10 protein-coding genes are annotated in these 17,634 nt (G+C 54.4%); 4 read left to right on the top strand and 6 right to left on the bottom strand.

Going from position 1 to position 17,634, the window contains the following annotated elements:
• Positions 1–167: 167 nt before the first annotated feature.
• Positions 168–2,465, top strand: a complete 2,298-nt coding sequence (locus tag QEH52_RS17830; protein ID WP_308952312.1) for a hypothetical protein — start codon at positions 168–170, stop codon at positions 2,463–2,465.
• Positions 2,466–2,549: 84 nt separating this feature from the next.
• On the opposite strand, the gene QEH52_RS17825 is transcribed toward QEH52_RS17830, so the two are convergent.
• On the bottom strand, positions 2,550–3,446 hold the full coding sequence (locus QEH52_RS17825) for a LamG-like jellyroll fold domain-containing protein (protein ID WP_308952311.1): 897 nt from the start codon (positions 3,444–3,446) through the stop codon (positions 2,550–2,552).
• Positions 3,447–3,530: 84 nt separating this feature from the next.
• Between QEH52_RS17825 and QEH52_RS17820 the strand changes: the two genes are divergently transcribed.
• Entirely contained in the window at positions 3,531–4,601 is a 1,071-nt protein-coding gene (locus QEH52_RS17820; protein ID WP_308952310.1) for a LacI family DNA-binding transcriptional regulator, read from the top strand.
• A gap of 25 nt (positions 4,602–4,626) precedes the next feature.
• On the opposite strand, the gene QEH52_RS17815 is transcribed toward QEH52_RS17820, so the two are convergent.
• From QEH52_RS17815 to QEH52_RS17805, 3 genes are all read right to left on the bottom strand, one after another.
• Positions 4,627–5,331 carry an SGNH/GDSL hydrolase family protein gene (locus QEH52_RS17815; RefSeq protein WP_308952309.1) on the bottom strand — a complete coding sequence of 235 codons (705 nt, stop codon included), beginning with the start codon at positions 5,329–5,331 and terminating at the stop codon, positions 4,627–4,629.
• A gap of 55 nt (positions 5,332–5,386) precedes the next feature.
• The gene (locus QEH52_RS17810) at positions 5,387–7,282 is read right to left on the bottom strand and encodes an endo-1,4-beta-xylanase (protein WP_308952308.1); all 1,896 of its coding nucleotides are present in this window, start codon (positions 7,280–7,282) and stop codon (positions 5,387–5,389) included.
• A gap of 207 nt (positions 7,283–7,489) precedes the next feature.
• Entirely contained in the window at positions 7,490–11,542 is a 4,053-nt protein-coding gene (locus QEH52_RS17805) for a sugar-binding protein (protein WP_308952307.1), read from the bottom strand.
• Positions 11,543–11,847: 305 nt separating this feature from the next.
• On the opposite strand from QEH52_RS17805, the gene QEH52_RS17800 reads away from it, so the two are divergent.
• Positions 11,848–13,200 (top strand): glycosyl hydrolase family 28 protein, encoded by a 1,353-nt coding sequence (locus tag QEH52_RS17800; RefSeq protein ID WP_308952306.1) that lies wholly within the window; start codon positions 11,848–11,850, stop codon positions 13,198–13,200.
• A gap of 28 nt (positions 13,201–13,228) precedes the next feature.
• Here QEH52_RS17800 and QEH52_RS17795 read toward each other — a convergent pair whose 3' ends face one another.
• Entirely contained in the window at positions 13,229–14,065 is an 837-nt protein-coding gene (locus QEH52_RS17795; protein WP_308952305.1) for a helix-turn-helix domain-containing protein, read from the bottom strand.
• 80 nt (positions 14,066–14,145) lie between these two features.
• On the opposite strand from QEH52_RS17795, the gene QEH52_RS17790 reads away from it, so the two are divergent.
• Complete coding sequence (locus tag QEH52_RS17790) at positions 14,146–16,995, top strand: FAD-dependent oxidoreductase (protein WP_308952304.1); 2,850 nt, start codon at positions 14,146–14,148, stop codon at positions 16,993–16,995.
• Positions 16,996–17,115: 120 nt separating this feature from the next.
• Here the strand turns inward: QEH52_RS17790 and QEH52_RS17785 are convergent.
• A partial coding sequence (locus tag QEH52_RS17785; RefSeq protein ID WP_308952303.1) for a TOBE domain-containing protein occupies positions 17,116–17,634 on the bottom strand: 519 nt, incomplete at its 5' end.

Raw genomic sequence — 17,634 nt, 5'->3', positions numbered from 1 at the left:
CTCGGTGATGCTGCGCCGTCGCCGCGACTAGTGCATACTAGCTTATTCTTTTTCCAAAAAGTTTCCAAGTCCTGCTGGGCTGGGAAACTTTTTTTACTTATCGGCGTTCATTGCAAAAAACGTGGTGTGCTCGCTTGCGAGCGCTTGTACTTTAAACTGTGGGTCTAATGTCTACGCATATTTTTAAACTTCCGTGGCTCGTTTTGCTTGCGTGCTCACAGCTCTGCCTATCTGCGCAGGCCGCGAGTTATTGTGTGGCCCCTGACGGGGATGATCGCAATGCGGGCACGTCGCCCGAGCAGCCCTTTGCCACGATTCAACGTGCGGTGGATGTGATGCGGCCGGGCGATACCTGCTATATTCGAGCTGGGGTGTATCGGGAGACAATTGATCTGGCGGGGAAGGCGGGCTTATCCGGGCAGCCGATCACCTTGACGAATTATATGGACGAACAGGTGATCTTAGACGGCACGGTTCAAATTGACAGCGCATGGACACTCGATGAGGGCAAAGTTTACAAAACGACACTGCCACAGGATGTGACTCAGTTGTTTGTCGACGATGAGCTAATGACACTCGCCCGTTTTCCCAATGCACAGGCTTTTTCCGATACCGTGTGGCACCGGACGGCGGCGCGTTGCTTTCGCTCGCGGGATTCGACGAACGGACACGTGATCGATGGCAGTGTGGATGAAAGGTCGATTGCGGCCGCGGGCTTTTCGTTCAACGATTGCGTGGCTCTACTTAATTTTGGCGCACATGCCACGGCGTCACGGCTCGTTGAAAATCATGCCGTGGGCTCATCAGAGTTTGACTACAGCCCTGAGCTGAAGAAATACAAAACCACGCTCAATTACTTCTTTGAGGGTGGGGTGGGCAACGCTGAGCGGGCGTTGTTAGATAGCGCGCAGGAATGGGCCTACGACGAAAGCACCAAGACGCTTTATTTATGGGCGGACGACGGCCTGAATCCGACCGACCGCGAAATCTATGGTAAAGTGCAAAGCTACGCCATCGTCGGCGATGCCGAGACCCAACACATTGTGATCGATGGGCTAGACTTCTTTGCCACCACATTCTCGTTTACACAGTCGGACCACATTACGATCCAGAATTGTGATTTCAGTTACTATGCGGCATCGAAGCGCGCACTGGGCATCTTAGGACCGTCGGAGACCGCACACTTTACCGGAACAGAGGATGACTTTTGCAGGGATATCCTGGTCTATAATTGCAGCTTTCAGTATGCCGATGGCAGCGCGTTACTGGGTGATTTTGTCGAGAATATGCGGATCGTGAATAACCTGTTTCACCAGATCGACTATGCTTGTGTGAATAATGACTGGGGGCCTCAAGCGCCCTTCAGTGCGAGCAGTTCCATCCGTATCAATAAGGCGCGGGGGCTTTTGTACCGCCGCAATACCTTGTCAATGACTGGCAATGCGCAAGGCTTTTCAGCGAATCGTTCTATTGAAGGTCCGTCGCGTAAGTTTAAGCCTGAAGGTTATGATCCCGCATCGATCGAAAATATTATCTGCGAGTTTAATTTTCATACCGCTTGTGGGCTACTGCACACTGACGGGTCCTCCATGTATATGCCTGATGCTCATGTCATGGAATCTGTGATACGATACAATTGGTTTATTGGCAATGGACAGCGGGACTTTCGGTGGGATGGTAACAATCGTCCCTTGCTCGGAGTGCATGGAAATCTCTATCGGAATGTCGCGATGGATACGGGAGTGAAGCGCATGTCGCCATCCGGCGGGAATGGATTTCGAGTAAAAGGGAGCTATCACGAGGTGTATCACAATCTCGGTCTTGGACGAGGATCTGAACTCAACATCGCCACGGAAAAGGGCGGCAACGCCGAAACGATCACCCGCAATAATGCGGCCTCGCACTTTACGGATCAACCGATGCCTGGGATCAGCTCTCATAACTATGTTGCACGCAAAGAAGATCGCCGCATTCAGGAGCTGCTGCGTGATTTGAAGAATTGGGACTTCCGCCCCAAGGCCAATGCACTTAGTTTAATTGATCAAGGCACACCAGTCACTTGCTCCATTCGAGGAGAGCCAGTGGCAGTTTCGCAGCAATACCTTGGGCGTGCCCCGGATATTGGTGCCTATGAGTTTGGCGATGATTTTTACTGGATTCCAGGCCGGCAGACAGCCTCCGCTTCGATGCCTATTCCGAAAAATAGAGCGGGACAAGTGCCACTTGATGCCAATTTAATGTATTTGATAGGCTTGGGGGGGAGTTCCGCCACTATTTATTTAGGCATTCAGCCAGATGATTTACAGCCTGTGGCGACCTTAGATAGCTATCGAAACATCGTTTCTCTGAAGGGTTCGCTCGCACTGGAAGCGGCTCAGGCATATTACTGGCGTGTCGACACTCGAAAGTCCGACGGCTCGCTCGTGCCAGGAGAGCTCTGGTCCTTCAACACCGTAGCTGAGTAGTCAATTCAAGCCTTTGCCTGCGACGACTGAGTGTAACTTGAATGTTCATGGCGATACAGTGATCATCGTTGATGCCGTCTGAAGCTACGCCTTACGGCGGCGGAGGCAGACGAGCGTGCCAACTCCGGAAGCTAGCAGCAGAGCGAAAGCAGAAGGTTCTGGGATGACAACTCCGTTGGCTGCGATGGATGCGAGGGCAGTTGCGTCAAGCGCCTGATCGTAGATGGCTATATCATCAATCGTGCCGATGAATTGCTTTTCAACATTGCTATTATTGGGCTGATTCATGCCAAAAATGATGGTGCCCTCAGTGGTGCCGGACTCAACACTTCCACTTAGATTGACCGTATGGTCGGTGCCGCCGGTCACATTGTAGAGGGTCCCATCGACGTAGAGATCGAGATCATGAAAGCTATCGCCTGTGGAGCTGTCGAAGATCACACCCACCATGTGAGTCGCACCATCGTTCAGGTTAACGGATCCTAGGCCTAGATCGAATCCGGCTCCACTGGACATCTCCACGCGAAAATCCCCCGCGGAATTGACAAAGAAACGCAAATCCGCGCCTCCACTGCTTCCTTCGCTTGGTGAGTAGTTGAAGATGGTTTGGTCGGTGGCGGATGAGGTTTGGAACCATGAGAGAATTGTGAAGGAACCGCTGCCGCCAAACCCTGTGATGTCATCCGCTACCATATTGGAGTCGAAAGTCCCTGTCGTCGTCGTGAGCGCGCCGTTACCTGAGGGAGCGATTGCGCTGGCGCCGACTGCGGCGTCGCCCGAAAGCGTGCCAGCTGTTGCGGAAAGGCTCTCGTCTGCGCTGTCCAAGTCCCAGTGGGCGATCAGTGCCGCGTGACTTGTGCTAGATGCTGCCAGCGCAAGGCCGGCGCAGAACAGGAATTTTCCTGCACGGTGGGAGTTTAAATGGGTACGTTTGATTGAGATTTGATTAGGCATTTCGAGTGGTAGAGCAGTGAGGGACATAGTTTTGGAGGTTTAGGTTAAACAGCGTATAATTTTGAAGATTTCGGGGTAGACACAAGCGCTTCAAAATGATAGCTGTAACAAATGCCTGGTTCCATTCCCTCTCTCCGTGACGTCGCTGTCCATGCGGGTGTGAGCGCCATGACGGCATCTCGGGTGGTTCGTGGGCTGAAAGGCGTCAAGCCGGCCACCGCGGAGCGAGTTCACCAGGCTATCGAGGCTCTGGGCTATCGTCCGGATCCTCTGCTCACAGCGTTGGCGGGGCGGCGCAAACGAAAAGGGCATCAGGTGACGAGTGTTTCGGTTGCGTTGGTTACGCCCGGCAGTGATGAGCGGGTGTGGCGCGACCAGCAAGGTTTTCACGCCACGGTTTGCGCTGCGCTTAAAACGGCTGCATCATTTGGCTACGGGGTCGAGTTTGCACTTGGAGGTGATACTTTGAAAAGCTGGGAACGGGTCCTGCGGATGTTGTTTGTGCGCGGGGTCGTGGGGTTGTTCGTCCCGCCGGTCCAGATCCGAGTTCCGGAGGGCATCGACTGGTCGCCGTTTTCCGGGGTCAATCTGGGCTACGGTGTGCGTCGGACCGGCTTCGATACTGTGCGTCACGATAATTATCAAATGGTGAGCTTGGCCCTGGATAGGCTCGTGCATCGGGGATACCAGAAAATTGGTGTTGTTCTTTCCAGTTCCGAAGCCCGCACGGACTATCGGGTCGGGGGGGCCGCGTTGGCTTTAGGTGCTTGGGGCGGCGCCGTGGGAAAGGTCCTGCCTCCTCTGATGTTGGATCAGCCTGCTTCGCTTCTTTCTGATGTCTCGCGTCGGAAGTTTCTATCTTGGTTGCGAGCATGCGCTCCAGATGTGATTTTGAGTCTACATGCAGACATCCTGCTAGGCTGGTTGACCGACGCTGGCATCGGGGTGCCAGAGGATGTCGGTGTGGCAGGTTTGAATCTCAATGCAGATCAGGAAACACCTGGCATCGCAGGTGTCGCAATCTCTCCCGGGCGAGTCGGTTCGGCGGCGGCAGAGATGCTTCACTCCATGGTATTGCACGGACGAACGGGCCGGCCGGTTGCTAAGCAAATACTCTGCCTAGATGGATTCTGGCAGGACGGCTGTAGCATTCGCGCAGTTGGGCCCGAATTGGCATACTAACCGCTGAACTTTGATCGATCTTAGCTCACTCATTTAGTGATGATACTGGGGAGGTCTTGTTAGATGAAATTTCATTGCCTTGGACTTTACACAGCGCTCCGAAGACCTCCTGGGCGATGAATAAGGTGCCTGTCCGGTTGGGGTGAACGCCATCGTCGGCTAGTTCGCAGGGGCGCATGTGTTCCAGCAGCTGTTCGAATTTTGCCTGGAGATCGAAATAGTGCGCTCCGTGGGTCTTCGCGGCTTTTTCTGCGTGCGTGATGTATTCTTTTAGGTCAGCACGCACGCGAGCACGGTAGGCATCGGGAATATTGCTGTCTTTGCTGATGAAAAAAGGGCTGAGGATCAGGACTTTCGTATTGGGTAAGCTTTTGCGAGTTTGTGTTAAGATTTGATCGTAAATCTTGGCATACTGCTGTGGGCTTTGCAGTTCTTTGCTGGGGTCGGTCTGGTAGCGGTTGCAATCGTTGATGCCGATTTTGATGACTAAATAGTCGGGTGCTTCGCAGAGGACATGATCGGTCCAGCGGGAGCGGAGGTCTTCGATGGTGTTGCCTGCGATGCCGCGATTGACGACCCGGAAGTCAGCCGATGGTTGATGCAGTTTGAGCATGTCGTCGACTAGCGCAACATAGCCGTTGCCGAGTGGGGCATGTTGTTGGCGGCGACCACAGTCTGTGATGCTGTCGCCGATAAAGAGGATTGTTTGTGGGGAGCTATTTGTTCGCATGTTGGAATCGAAAAAAGAAGGCAGAAGATAAAGGAGATGGGAACTTCCCACTTCCCTAGAATTGGATTACAAGTTCGTTCTTGCTGTCTTGGCTTAGGCTGAAGTGGACAGTTTGACTGCGTCCCTGGTGGGAGACTTTGACAGTGTAGTCACCGTAGAAGCCGCGTGCGGCGAAGACGCCGTCGCGATTGCTTTGACCGTCTAGCTTGGTCCACCAGAGTTCACGGGTGAGGCGTTTCCATTCGCGAGCGTTGGGCTTTTCTTGCCAATCTTTAGTGTACATGGCGGATTCCGGTCGCCAATGGGCGCCGGCCCAGAACCCCCAGCATTGGAGGCCGACCGTGGCCGGATGGCTGAAGGCGATGGTTAAGAGATCGCGGGTGTAATCGGCCTGTAGCTGAGGATCGTCGCTTTGTATGTCGAATTCGGTGATCCGAATGTTGAGCTGGGGGAAGCGCTTGTGAAATTGATCGATGATTTGGTAGACCTTGTTAATCGCGGTGGGGGTGGCTCCGAAGTGGCCTTGCATGCCCATGCCGGTGATCGGGGCGCCGGCATCGATTAGCGTGCGCAAGGTCTGTTCGTAGTGTTGATGGTGGGCGAGGTCGCGTCCGTTGCCGGAGAGGATGCCGTAGTCGTTGAGATAGAGTTGCTGGGTGGGGAGGTGTTGGCGCGCGGCTTTAAACCAATCGACTAGAAGGGTGTCGCCAAAGGCATCCATCAAATCGTGATTGCTGTAGGGCTCGTTAACCACATCCCATTCATCCAGCAGGTGGGCGGTCGCGCTTGTGATGTCTTCGATATGCGCGAGTGTAATCTCTTTAACAATGGGGTCTGTGCGCTGTAGCTGGTCTTGTTGGAGGTAGGCCTGAATGTTGCGGGGTAGGTGTTTTTTGCCGGGCCAAACCAGGACGTGGCCACGGGTATAGAAGTGATGATCGCGTAGCCATTGCAGTGCTTCCAGAGTTTGAGCCCGATTGTATCGCTGTCCCCATTCGTTTTGCCAGGGGCCCCATTTGAGATCATTTTCGGTGCCGCTTTGATTGAATAGTTCTAGCACTTTTTGGCGGTAGATCTCTGCGTCTTGGGACTCGCCGGTGATCAAGGCTGCGGTGATCACGGAGCCGAAGTGGTAGGCGTGGCGCTGTTGGCGTAGTTCGATTGCTGCCCCGTGAATCGGATTACCATCGGTATCAAAGACTTGAATACATATGTCGCCCTTGCGGTAGCGTTCGATTCGCTCGTTGGCCGCTGTGCGCCATGGGGCGTCGGGGGCGCGGCCGATGTATGTGGCTTGACTTTGCGGTAAGTCGGAGAGCTCGACACTCGATCCGTAATTGATCAATTCGATGCCGCCTACTTCCCAGGTTTGTGGTTTAGAGCCACCGCCTGCCCCAATGAAAAGGCTCAGTTGCTCGGGTGCTAAGTCGTCTGTGAGCTTGACGGGCAAGGAGTAGGTTTGCCAGTCGTGGCCCGCGCTGACCTCGCGTATCAGATATTTCTTATAGCCGGGTGGGGGGCCTTGTAGGAAGACGGTGGCAAACCCGTTACCTGTCTCTTCTGTATTATGAACGGAGCGAAAGTGGAGACGAGTCAGCACCGTGTCGCCTGCGTGAACCGCTTGCTTGCTGGGGAGTTGGATCGCCCCGTTGTAGAATTTTCCGTCGGGGCGCAGCACCTGAACACGCATGGCCTGCCGAAAGGCCGGGTGCTGGGCAGATACGAGTTTCGCTTGGGCGACGGGCTGGCCTTGGTTTTTTCCCGGGTAGAATGCCCATGGGCGGCTTAGCGCGTCCTCGCTCAAGAGTGATTCGCCCGCTGTGGGGAGAGTGGCTGCGGCGGCGAACTGCAGCGAGCAGAGGAGCGGAAGTAGAAATTTAAAGAGCGAAGTGTGAAATTTGAAGGCAGAGGCCAGACGGAGAAGGGAGGAGAATGGGTGGAGGAGGTGCATGGTGTTCGTGGGGAACTTTGGAACGTCGAACATCGAATATTGAATGGCTGACTCTGGCGGGAGTGGGGGAGTGGCTTACGCTGATGCGAATAATAAAATAGTATTTGCAGTCATCTCGCTCATTAACTTTTCCCATTCATCATTCATCATTCATCATTCATCATTCATCATTCATCATCTATCATTCATCATCCATCACTCCCACCTCTACTGCGTTAGCTGAACTTTTAGGTAGCGCTCACTGGTGAACCAAGCTTCGTTGGTGCCGGTCGCGTAGTTGAGCAGAAGATAGCGGCCGGTGTGGTCGCCGATGTCGATTTGGAAATCGATACCGAATTCTGTGCCCGCTTTGGCTGACACACCGATTGCATTCCAAGGGATTAGCATTTCCAGCGCATAGCCTTGGGGCGTTTGCATACGGCCGACGCCTGCGTTGATGGAACTGGTGGCGCGGTTGATGCTGGGGCGCTTGTAGGCGAAAAACAGTTGTTTCGTGGGCTTCATGCCTTCTGCTTTGGCGTCGATGAAGATTTCGACGCAGTCGCCTTGATACCATTCTTTGCCGGTATTGACGACGGGGGCGCCGTTTTTGTCGACGGCGACGTAGAGGCCGAGGCCTTGTTGGGTGGCAGTGACCCAAACGTCGGCCTTTTCACTGTCTTTAATTTTGCCGCTGGCCAGCACGCTGCCGATCGGGTGCCAGGCGGGCACCTGATTTTCGTCTATGCTGATACCGATGGCTTGCTGCCAGATCGCTTCGCTGGGATCGCCGTCGGCTGTGATCGATGCGGCATGGATCGGTAAGCTGAGTGTGGGGCCGGGCAGTTCGCTAGGTGCAGGCATGCGCTCGGGCAGATCTTCAATGAGTAGCGCGTTATTGGCGCCGGGCACGGTTGCCAGATTGAAGCTGCCGAGTCGGGCGTTGTGACGTGTTTCCATCAGCTTGGAGACCACCGTGAAATCGATGCGATGTATGCGGGACAGATCGATGGATTGGTCAGGGAAATCGGCGGGACTGAGTGAAATCTCTTTCCATTCCGTGTCTTCGAATAACTCGTTTAGGTTGCGTGATTTAGCCTTGTGCTCCTGACCATCGGTATCCTTCCATTTGATGCTAATGTTAAAGTCGCGTGGCATGGTGCCATCGCCTTGGAAGAAGAAGGTGAGTGCTTCGCAGTCGGAGGGCTTGAGGCCGGGGAAGGGCTGTGCATCAAACCAAAGGCCCGCGTGCCACTCATCGGTATGCTTGCCGAGGCTGATTTCAATGACGCTTTCGTCTTGGTGCTTGCCAGCCTTGGCCTTGAGGTTGCCATAGCCTTGATAGGTCTTAAAGCTGCCTGCGTCGGTGAGGGCAATGCGATTGCTGTCCTCGCTGACTTCTTCGACTGCAATGATATCCTCAGTCTGAGTGAGAAACTCGTGGTATTCCTCCAGGCTGAGCGTTGGGAGTTCAGCGCTTTCGGGGCTGGATATCCATTCGCCCGGCCAGTTTTCGACCTCGATGACGGGACCTGCGATTTCAGGACCAGCGATCTCGAACCATAAGGTCTTCCACTTTGGATTTAGTTTGAATTGGAGCCCGCCCTCGCTGCGCTCAACTGGTACCTCACCCAAGCGACGACCACGCACATCCAGTGCGTAGACGACCAAGTCGTTGGCTTGCAAATTATGCAGTTCGAAGCTGCCGTGCAGTCCTTCTATCAGCATGGGCGCTTTGCCTGTCTTGGTGAACTTGACTTTCCCATTCTCGTCTTTCTCGAAGGTCGTGCCGGTATTTTGGATACGGGCAGTGGCGACGAGTAGCATGCGGCGCGACTCGGCAATCGGTTGTCCATCGGTGCTGGTCAGCCCGATGGTGCCGTAAGGGCGATCGAGTTGAACGCTTAAGTTATCGGTTTTGTTTTCAGCGCGCAGGCCCGCGTAGCCGGCCACGGCTTGAGTGCGCTCTGTATTGATGATCTGAGTGCCCGAGCCCCAGTCGGTGATCAAGGCGCCATTGTCGCTGTAGTAGGAAGTGTTTTCCATGCTGTTGGGGCCGAGATCCATGCCCCAGCGTGCCGCAGCCGTTAAGTAGAAGCGGTAGAGCCAGCGAGGGTCTTTCTTCAATCGGTCAAATTGACCAGCAGCCGGGAAGACCAGATAGCGATCGTCGCACCAGCCCAAGGTGTAGCGGCCGTCGTCACTCAGGCCGATTGGCGTCGCGTTGGCCGGAAGCGAGCTGACGTCGATGGCCGCCTCCAGTTGTTTGAATTCCACTGTCAGCGGCGTTTTGTAGCCGAACTCCAAGGTGAAGGAGCTCGCTGTCTCCAGATCGCTTGTGACCAGCTCCGGGTGGATCAGGCGTGCCGCTGCGGCCAAATCCCGCTTTTTGTGGTAGCGGTCCACCCAGGGGTTGTCGCCGAGGACGACGGCGTGTTTCGCTTTGCGCAAATCACTGGTGGCGCTGCGGCCGGAGCTGAACACCACGTCGGCGTCGCCTTCATAACTCGTCTCATAAAAGGCGGTTTCCATGTGGTGGAGCATGGGCAGGAATTGTGCGGCATTGCCAATGGTGCCGCCACCGCCTTCGATGCCGACGGCATGCAGGTTTTGTTCGGCTGTATCTTCGGCAGAATGGGCGATGTGCACGGTGTAGCGGGCGGGCGGAATGTCCTTGCGTCGCATCAGTGCGGCCGCGACACGATGGGTCGCCATCGAAGGCGAATCGTGCAGGGAGGAAAAGGAATTGTGGAAAGCCTTGCGCCAAGAGATCCAGTCGATGGTGACATCCTTGTCCGGCATCTTTTCGCCGCCCCAGCGTTGGCTCCAATTGAAGTGCACGCTGCCGTCGATATCCTGGTAGGCCATCATTGCGGCGGCGGACAAATGTGCATCGGAGCGGTAGGAAAGGGAGGAAACGGTCCATTCGTTATTCCAGCCCGGTATATCGTCGACACTGATACGCGCCATGTTGGTGAACCAGTTTTTGGTGCTGACATCGACGCCGTCGATGCTCACACCCGAGTTGCCGGGGCGGGCAGAGAAGGCGAGTCGTTGCCCCGCATAGAGGTGAGCGGAGATCGAGTCGGTGCCTTCGATTTCAGCCAGCTGGTTTTGTGGGCCACGCATTTCGTGACTGCCGATGATTTGCCCTTTGAAGCCGCTGTTGCGCAAGTGCTGGCTGGCTTCCTGGTAAAACTCGGTGGCAATGTCACGGTAGAATGCAATGAAATCGTTATAGCGAGCGGCACCGCGTGATTTGGAGCGATAGGAGCGTTTCCAGTTGTCGATCTTTTGCAGTTGCGGGCGATACACGGTGCCCTTTGCCGGATCCTCGTCATCGAATAGGCCGCAGACGCCTTCGGCATCGGTCCATGTAGCGGCTAATGTCGCGCGGTCGCCGTAGCGCTCGAGCAGCCATTGATTCCAAGCCGCGTCAAACCATGCTTGAACCGCAGGCGTGGTTTTATGGCCCCAGTCCCAGAAGGGGCCATTTTCATTAATGATTTCGATGCAGACCACGGCCGGATCCGTGGCGAGGCTTTTACCAGTGTGCGGATTGACGTGGTGAATGATTTCGTCAGCCGCACGCTTCCAGGCGTCGACCATCACTGGCATCGGGAAAACACCCTTCCAGCCCAGACCGTTTTTCTCCAGCGCTTTCCAATCCTCCATGCCGACTTCTTCGGTCCATCCGCGTGAGTCGACGAGGTCGAGATAGATATAAATCCCACGATCAATGAATGCCTTGGAGAGTTTATCGATGATGGCAATGCTTTCGGGGTCGATTTCAAAGGCGCTGCCTTTTTTCAGATAGCTAACCCGAGGCCAAGGCAAGTCATTGTGGTGAAAACGCACGATGTTGTAGCCTTTTGAAGCGATCGCATCCGCCATGGCTTCAAGCTCCCGGTCTGTTTCCGGAAAGCTGGCTCCGTAGCTAAGCGTGGTGCCCCAGAAACGCACCGGTGTGCCATCTTCGAACATCAGATCACCATCCTCGGTTTGGATGACGGCGCCATGTGAGCCGGCCGGTTTTCCATCGTGGAGCCATTCGCCCGCATTGACGGCGGAACCTTCGGTAAAGAGTGGATAGCGGTTCTCTTTCCACACGATCAGGTCTTGGTCGGCGGGCAGGGCCTCTTCGGGGGCCTGAGCGAGCACCCAATTGTCGGCAGCTAGAGTGTTTTCGGCGTTGTTAGCCTGACTTGGTTCCGCCTGGCAAGAAAGTGTGCTGCATGCGATGAGAACGCTTGCGAGGTAGTTCATTGGGGATGGGTTCATGTGATTGATTCTATTTAAGGCTTCAGAGCTAACCCAGACAATCATTGATACTTGGCCGAGTTCGTTTTTTAGGGTTCAAGTAAGATCTTCATGTTTTAAATTCTAGATACAAGTTCGCCTCAACTTTATCAGTTAGCCGCACTGAGCTGTGTCTGTGGTGATGGGCCTAATTGATAAAGTGATCGCTGTCTTTACGCCCTATTAAGATGGTCTATGTTCGGGCAAGCTATGAACTGTGTGGCTTTCTAAGAAGTCTGCGTCGCGGATGCTTCGGTTCCCTAATTTATTTTAAGTTTTTTTATATTATGATTCAAACGTTCGTCCACCCGCGATCTTGCCGCTTTTCGAGTGATTTCGCTCTAAATGTGAATGGCTGTCCTGTTGAAGTTCTACGCACCGACGTGGCTGATTTTGCCATTTTTGTATATGATGCCACGCAGGGGCCAGCCGAGATTGAAGTGAGCTTGCTGGATCGTTCGATTCAAGAGCATGTGATCCGTCCATTGAGTTTAGAACTCGAAGGCTCCGTGAATGAAGTGGGGCAGTTGGTGTTTCAAATGGTGGCTGCACATAAAGTGAGTGTCGAGATCGAGGGCTGTCGACCTCTCTATGTGTGGGCGAATCCGCCTGAGCTTAATATACCATCGGAAGACGATCCGAATGTGCTCTATTTTAAGTCAGGTCAGACTTATGAGGTTGGTCGCTTGCGGATGGAGTCCGGGCAGACGCTTTATATCGAGGGGGGCGCGGTATTGAAGGGGCGTGTCTGTGCGAAGGACGCCCACGATATTACTATTCGAGGCTTAGGTATTTTGGATGGTAGCTATTACGGTGCGCAGCATGGGGAGAATGCGAAATCCATCTTTTTCGAGCGCTGTCAGGATGTGCTGGTCCGCGATATTACAATGATTCACCCGAGTGCCTGGATGATTGTGCCTGGTGCGTGCGAGCGTGTCGAGATTTGCAACGTCAAGCAGATCGGCGAAGTGATGTGCTCCGATGGGATTGACATTGTAGGCTCGAAGCAGGTGCATGTGCATGATTGTTTCTTACGCAACAATGATGATTGTGTCGTGGTGAAGGCATTTTTGATCCATCATGATGTGCACGCCGATTTTTCTGCTGATTTCAGAGTGTCGCCGGAAGCGATCCTAGTTGAAAATTGCACTTTTGCTAATGATCCCGCCGGAAATGCTATGGAGATTGGTCATGAGTTGTCGGTCCAGCGCGTGTCCGGAGTGACCTTTCGCAATATCGATGTATTAAGTGTGCATGGGCAAGGTGCGGTCTTCTCAATACATAATAACGACCGAGCGATAGTTGAAGATATACTCTTCGAGGATATTCGGATTGAGCATTGTTGGGACAAATTTATTGATTTTCGGATTTCGAAATCACGCTTCAGTAGTGATACGGAGCGTGGGCATATTCGCAATGTGACCTTACGTGATATTAATTGGTTGAAGTCATCGAATAATGATGGCTATACGATCTCCTTGATTGGAGGTTGGGATGCCGAGCACCGCGTCGAGAATGTGACGCTCGAGAATATCTGCTTTAACGGGGTGCCTATCCAGCATATCGATGAGCTGGAGATTAATACCAGGCACGCGGATGATGTGTGCTTGGTCGAGCCAGCCGTGGCGACAGTGAGCTGAACTTTTCGAAAGGCGGAAGGCGGAGGTTTTAGGCGCCGTTTAGATATTGACGTTTCCATTGTCCAGGGGCGAGGCCGCTCTGTAGCTTAAACCATTTGCAGAAGTGTGAGGCGTCGAAAAAATCCAAGTTGGCGGCGATTTCTTTAGAGGTGTATTTGCCGCTGGAGAGCATGTCTTCGGCACTGCGCAGGCACTGCGCCTCTTGCCATTGTTTCGGGGTGATGCCGAGTTCGGTTTTAAAGATACGGTCGGTCTGTGCTTTGGAAAGGCTCAGCTTCGCTGTGATTTGCGCGTAGGGGAGTGGGCGAATGCTGTTTTGTGCCGCGATCTCTTTCATGATCGTGAGCACTCGGCTGTCTTTGATGCGTGTCTTGCTTGGAGTGCTGGCCTCTTGTGTGCGATACCAAAAGTGGAGCCAAGTGTGGATGCGTGCTATGCCGAGACTGTTGATCGAACCTTGCTCTGTATGCGCATAGTCCGGGTGCTCCGTCTTGAGAGCGATCAGCGCTTCGGCTGCATCCAGTAGTGATTGGCGGAGGGGGCCTCGATAGACCATCGGCGGTGCTGGTGGTGGGATGAATTGTAGGCCACTCCAGTGCACGCGGTGGCGGATGGAGATGAGTTGAGTGTCGGCAGAAAACGCATGAGAGCGGGTTGTGAGTGCATGGATAAAAACCCAGTCACCGGCGTGCGCTTCGAGTGTGGTGTGGGCACTTTGAATGCGCACCGAGCCTGTGCGCAGATACCAGCTGACATTGTCGGTTTCGCGGTGGTTTTGTTGTTTTAAGAATTCAGCTTCGACTTTGCGGTCGTATAGATTGCCTAGGCTGCAGTCATGTGTTTGGGCGCTGGTGGTGTTGAGCATGCGCAAAATATACAAGATAATGTTCGCTTTGTATATCTAATATGTATTGTCCCGATTTAGGCGGCCTATACTGTATCGGTATGTCTAATCACACAAATTCCTCCAATCAATACCCTGTCGTCGCTGATGTTGATGTGCTCGTTGTCGGTGGCACCAGTCAAGCGGTCTCTTTCGCTTTAGCAGCTAAGAAACAAGGGAAATCCGTTTATTTGGTCGCTCCTAGATCCTATCTGGGCGACGATATTTGTGCGGCTTATCGTTTCTGGCCTGAGGACGCCGGAGAGCATGCTTTATCGCAAAAGATTTTCGCGCAGTCCACACGTCCGCCGACACCCATGCATGTGAAATTGTGTTTGGAGCAGAGTTTGGTTGAAGCAGAAATACCATTTTTACTAAATTGTTATACGGGCGGTCTATTGGTTGATGCAGCGCAATCGGTCTGCGGTGTGGTCCTTGCCAATCGTTCCGGTCAGCAAGTGATCCGTGCCAGCAAGACGGTGGATGCCAGCTTGGAGGGCGCCTTATTACAGCAGGCTGGTGAGACGAAGTTACACCGCTTGCAAGGCCTCGTCACTGTGGAATATGTCAGTTTGCATGAGCAGGAGGAGCAGGACGAGCTTAGCGCTGGCTCCGATGGCGTTGAAGTGCTGCCTGGTTACCAGTGGGGGGATATTTCGTTGCGCGCGCAGCGGCATCGTTTACAGGCTGACTTTGCTGAGGGCACGCCCGCCGATTTGGCGCGGGCCTACAGCGAAGTCGTCGAACGCTGCTGGCAGACGAGTGAATTTCGCCATCAGACTGTGTTGTTCCCTGAGCTAGCAGTGGCTGCTGCGGGTCCTCAGGTAGACGAATTGCAGCGTCGGAGTGGTTTGTTTGCTCTCTGTGAACGCGTTCAATACAAAGCCGGTGGGGAGGCCGTGTTCCAAAACCCCGTCACTGCGATGGCCTTTGCGGACGCAGTGGCTGCGGACATTTGTGCGGTTGAATCGACTGTCGTGAACGGTGAGTTGGATGTGTTTTGCCAGGGGGCGCAGCCCATCGAGAGCGGAGAGCTTCACAGCTTGCGTGACGCCTTGCGTCCAGGGCAAGCCGGGATCGATGCACTCGATTTGAAGTCGAGTGAGCTGCCCGTGCTGGGCCGCTACGATGTGGTGGTGGTCGGCGGCGGCACAGGAGGCGCACCTGCAGCGATCAGTGCATCCCGTGCGGGTGCCAGCACTTTGGTGCTGGAGCTGACTTCCGGCCTCGGAGGTGTGGGCACTATGGGACAGATTGCGAAGTATTGGTGCGGTAATTGTGTCGGCTTTACGGCGGAGATTGATGCCGGGGTGAATGCTTTGGAGCGCAGCGAGTATTTGCGCAACCAGGCAGACTCATGGTCTGTTGCGGCCAAATGCGAATGGTATCATCGAACCGGATACGAGCTCGGCTGCACGTATTGGTTTAATACCGTCTGTGTGGGCACCTTAGTCGAGTCGGGCCGAGTCATCGGCCTGGTAGTGGCAGGGCCATATGGCTTTGGTCTGGTGGAGGCCGGTGCCGTGGTGGATGGCACCGGATCGGCCGATATCGCAGCGGCGGCTGGCGCGCCAACAGTCGTGATCGGCAAGGAGCATGTTGCGGTGCAGGGAACTGGTCTGGCTGGCGTTCAACCAGGCACAGACTACCGAAATTCGGATCATAATTTCTCCGACGACAGTGATGTGGTGGATGCCACCACCTTCTTTGTCAGTTCGAAATTGAAGTTTAAGGATGACTTTGATTGTGGCGAATTGATTGATTCACGCGAACGTCGACAAATCGTGGGCGACTATACGCTCACCGCTGTGGATATACTCTACGGTCGTCGTTTTCCGGATACGGTATGCGTGGCCTCGTCGAATTTTGACTCCCATGGTTTTACCGTGGACCCCGTCTTCATGCTGATTCCGCCGCACAAGGAACGGATGTGGGCCGACATTCCTTTTGGCTGTCTGTTGCCGCAAGGCTTGGACGGAGTCTTGGTGACCGGTCTGGGGATGAGTGCACACCGAGATGCCCTGCCAGTGATTCGCATGCAAGGCGACGTGCAAAACCAAGGTTATGTGGCAGGCCGCATTGCCGCGATTTCCGCGCTACAGGGCTGCGCGGTGCGAGAGGTGGCGATTGGTGAGGTGCAGCAGCATTTGATCGAAATCGGCGGATTGCCTGAGCGCGTGCTCAGTGATGTGGATAGTTTTCCCGTCGCGGATGAAGTGCTCGAGTCTTCGATCACGAATGGCTGGGAGACCTTGGCTGGGGTTTCTTTGATTTTACACTCGAAGGAGCGTAGCCTGCAGCCACTGCGTGCGGCTTACAGCGCGCTATCCGGAGAGCGTTCAGCACAGAGCTTACGCTACGCGCAGATACTCGCTTTGTTAGGCGATGGGGCTGGGGAGCAGGAGCTGATTGAGGCGATCGAAGGACGGGACTGGGATGCTGGTTGGCGCTTTCAAGGTATGCACCAATTTGGGCGTAACATGTCGGAGTTGGATGCCTTACTCGTTTGCTTAGGCTGTGGTGGCAGTGAGGCCGCATGGGCCTGTCTTCTGAATAAAGTCGAGAGCCTGCCAGTTGATGCAGAGTTTTCACACTTCCGTGCATTAGCGATGGGTATGGAAGCGCTGTATGCGCGTTGCCCACAGGATGGCGTCGCTGAAAAGGTCGTGCAATTGCTGCAGCGCGAGGGCTATCGCGGACACGCGCAGAGCGACCTCGCGGATGTGCAGTCAGCCTTGAGCGAGGACATTAATGAGAATCAAGTGCGTGATCGCGCATTGCGTGAGTTACACTTGGCGCGTCTGCTGTTTCATTGTGGCGATGCCGATGGTATTGGCCGCAGTATTTTGGAAGCATACGCAAACGACTGCCGCGGTCATTTCGCGCGTCATGCCCGTGCGGTGCTATCCTAGCGGGAGGGATCGCGGATAGTTGATCGCTGCCTGAGATCGTCGTAGCATCCGAGGTGACTCGGATGCTGCGACTCGCGTTCCGATCATCGGCGTGATCGCCGATATTACTCTGTCATTCTACTATGCCCCTTTAACGACGTTTTCGGAGGCTTGGTCGAAGAGCGCGGTGCGTTCTTGATTAAATTTCAGGTGTACGGTTTGCCCGATCGCGAAGGCATGCTCAGCTTGCACTTTGGCGATGAAGGCACGGCCAGTCGGGGTGTTCAAATAGAGATAGGTTTCGGCGCCCATGGGCTCGGCGACGTCGATGATGGCCGTGATACTGCTCTCGCTCTTTTCTCCGGACACTTCGATGTCCTCGGGACGCACGCCGAAGACGGCGGGCTGGGTGCCTTGCTTTTTAGCAGCAGACACCATGTGACCTTCGAGTTTGAGTGTGAAGGCTTCGCCGTCTTCGGAGGGGTCTTCGGCAAAGTAATGACTGTCGCCATCTTCGAAGCAGGCGCCTGGAAAAAAGTTCATGGGGGGCGAGCCGATGAAACTGGCCACGAACATGTTTTGCGGGTCGTTGTAGAGTTTGAGTGGCTCGTCGACTTGCATGATGTTGCCGTCTTTCATGACGCAGATGCGGTCGCCCAT

Source organism: Thalassobacterium maritimum (assembly GCF_031127805.1).
GTDB classification, from domain to species: domain Bacteria; phylum Verrucomicrobiota; class Verrucomicrobiia; order Opitutales; family Coraliomargaritaceae; genus Thalassobacterium; species Thalassobacterium maritimum.
Note: the sequence above shows the minus strand (reverse complement) of the source record. Positions and strands in the feature narration are given on the sequence as shown.

Bases quoted from the DNA above. Each gene is read 5' to 3' on its own strand.
- QEH52_RS17830 (WP_308952312.1), top strand. From the start codon at position 168: ATGTCTACGCATATTTTTAAACTTCCGTGGCTCGTTTTGCTTGCGTGC.
- QEH52_RS17825 (WP_308952311.1), bottom strand. From the start codon at position 3,446: ATGTCCCTCACTGCTCTACCACTCGAAATGCCTAATCAAATCTCAATC.
- QEH52_RS17820 (WP_308952310.1), top strand. From the start codon at position 3,531: ATGCCTGGTTCCATTCCCTCTCTCCGTGACGTCGCTGTCCATGCGGGT.
- QEH52_RS17815 (WP_308952309.1), bottom strand. From the start codon at position 5,331: ATGCGAACAAATAGCTCCCCACAAACAATCCTCTTTATCGGCGACAGC.
- QEH52_RS17810 (WP_308952308.1), bottom strand. From the start codon at position 7,282: ATGCACCTCCTCCACCCATTCTCCTCCCTTCTCCGTCTGGCCTCTGCC.
- QEH52_RS17805 (WP_308952307.1), bottom strand. From the start codon at position 11,542: ATGAACCCATCCCCAATGAACTACCTCGCAAGCGTTCTCATCGCATGC.
- QEH52_RS17800 (WP_308952306.1), top strand. From the start codon at position 11,848: ATGATTCAAACGTTCGTCCACCCGCGATCTTGCCGCTTTTCGAGTGAT.
- QEH52_RS17795 (WP_308952305.1), bottom strand. From the start codon at position 14,065: ATGCTCAACACCACCAGCGCCCAAACACATGACTGCAGCCTAGGCAAT.
- QEH52_RS17790 (WP_308952304.1), top strand. From the start codon at position 14,146: ATGTCTAATCACACAAATTCCTCCAATCAATACCCTGTCGTCGCTGAT.